Here is a 1,905-nt window from a genome sequence, read left to right as displayed (position 1 = left end):
ACCTACAGGCGCGTCCGAGCTTTGTGTTAGCTCCTCTAAGGGGCTGACCTGACGCTCGACCGGGGATTTTCCGTAGCACCCTGGTCACCTGCACCGATGCCGGAGAGCACCGCGTGCCACGGGCCTGCGAACTCACCAGCACGGGCAGCGACGCACACCGCCCCGGGGCAGCCCCGTAGCGGGGAGCGGTGGCGGTAGGAGTCGCTCGTCATCGGGGCCAGAAAGCACAGGGACGGCGGCGGGCTCGGCGGCCCGATCGAGGACGGGCCGACGGCCGGGTAGAGGTGGAGGCCGGCCGCCGAGGCGAGCGGCAGCCACACCACCGGCGCCCGGCCCGGGTCGTCCTGCTCGGCGGCGGCGACCATGCGGCGGAGGTGGCCAGGGCGGGTTGACGGTGACGACATGTGCCGCTGGCGGAACAGCCCGCTCTCGCCCGGACGCCCGCTCACCTGGTCCTGGACGAAGCGAGGCACCGGCGGCCCGGGCAGCGTCCAGGTCGAGGCCGAGCTCCTCCAGCAGCTCCCGGCGCAACGCCGCCGCCGGCACGTCGCCTTCTTCGATCAGGCCACCCGGCAGCGAATGCTGAAGGCCGGCTTCCCACTGACGCCGGATCAGGCACACCTCGCCGCCGTGGACCAGGATGGCCCGCCTCCGCACCCGCACCGGCCCGCTGCCTGTACTGGTCGTCACCGGCGTGCCCAGGCTGGGAGGCGGCTTATCGGCTGCGCTGAACGGCTCCAGAGGCAAACAACTGCACTAGGAGCGCAGCCAGGTGCACCGCCATCAAGGCCTCCTGCGCTGTCTCCTCCCGAGTGACCTTCAGGTTTCCGTGCCGACTGGTCTGCCCGGTCCAGAGCAGGGCCATGAGGCGCTCGATAGCATCGATTCCCTCAGTGCCACCCGGCCCTACGATCGGGACGCTGACCTTGTCACGCACTTGGCGGAACTCACCGAGCATCGTGCCCAGCGTCGCGGTCGCGTGCTTCGGCTGGAGGGTGACGTGAGCGGCGGACTCCACCGCCTTGATCGCCTCGCTGTAGGCCCGGACCGGGTCCGGATGAAGAGCGTACGCGGCGTCCATTGCAGTACGAAGGTGCTTGGCGGCGGAGCCCCGCTCGGGCTGCTTGGCGCTCGTGATCGCGGCGTCGACCGAGGTGCTGACGGCCGGAACGATCCGGCGCTCCAGCCCACGCCCGTCCAAGGAGACCACGAACGCGGAGTCGCCCTCGCGCAGAATGCCGTCCAGTACGCGGGCGAAATGTTCGGCGGTCCGACGGTGGTGCAGAGGAACACCTTCGAGCGCTTGTGCCATGCAGGCGAGCGTCGCATCGACGATTTCCAGGCGCAGCATCGAGTGCGTCCGATGGTTGAGAACGGCGATGGCCCAATCCGGGTTGTCAGCCTTCAGAACGTCGGACGGCAGCTTCAGCCGGACCGCCACCGGGTAGGCGAGGCCGAAGTTCTTCAGAACCTCGTACAGCCAGTCGCGGACGGGCACGTCAAGGTGGTCGGGTATGCCCTCCGTCCACAAGGGCTCCGGCTCAGTTCGTCCTGTCAGGCGGTCGGTCAGCCGTCTCCACGTGCTCGTCATGAAGTGACTGTAGAGCGACCACGAATCCGCGCACGACTGACTTGTTGCCAGCGGCACAGGGCCCGAGCCGTGCGGACCCCGAGCAACGGCGAAGGCGGAACGTCAACGCCACCAGTAGGAGGCGTTGGTCATCGGCGGGAGCAGCAGCGGGCCGCGGGTGGCAGGCTCGGCGGCCCGGTGAAGGACGGGGTCGACGGCCGGGTAGAGGTGGAGGCCAGCCGCTGCGGCCAGTGGCAGCCACACCACCGGTGCCCGGCCCGGGTCGTCCTGCTCGACGGAGGTGGCCAGGCAGGCGGGCGGTGAAGACCAGGTGC

The 1,905-nt window shown here is 69.8% G+C and carries 2 protein-coding genes and 1 pseudogene; all 3 read right to left on the bottom strand.

Going from position 1 to position 1,905, the window contains the following annotated elements:
* Window positions 1-132: 132 nt before the first annotated feature.
* The gene (locus AA75_RS45985) at window positions 133-657 is read right to left on the bottom strand and encodes an NUDIX domain-containing protein (protein WP_255369524.1); all 525 of its coding nucleotides are present in this window, start codon (window positions 655-657) and stop codon (window positions 133-135) included.
* 58 nt (window positions 658-715) lie between these two features.
* Window positions 716-1,591: a hypothetical protein gene (locus tag AA75_RS47875; RefSeq protein WP_149038366.1), complete on the bottom strand. Its 876-nt coding sequence runs from the start codon at window positions 1,589-1,591 to the stop codon at window positions 716-718.
* A 102-nt stretch (window positions 1,592-1,693) separates the two neighbouring features.
* Window positions 1,694-1,905, bottom strand: a pseudogene (locus tag AA75_RS49750) (hypothetical protein); the annotation flags it as partial.

It is taken from the genome of Kitasatospora sp. MBT63 (assembly GCF_000710465.2).
GTDB lineage: Bacteria > Actinomycetota > Actinomycetes > Streptomycetales > Streptomycetaceae > Kitasatospora.
Note: the sequence above shows the minus strand (reverse complement) of the source record. Positions and strands in the feature narration are given on the sequence as shown.

Excerpts from the sequence above, each read along its gene's own strand:
- AA75_RS47875 (WP_149038366.1), bottom strand. The coding sequence starts at position 1,591 with ATGACGAGCACGTGGAGACGGCTGACCGACCGCCTGACAGGACGAACT.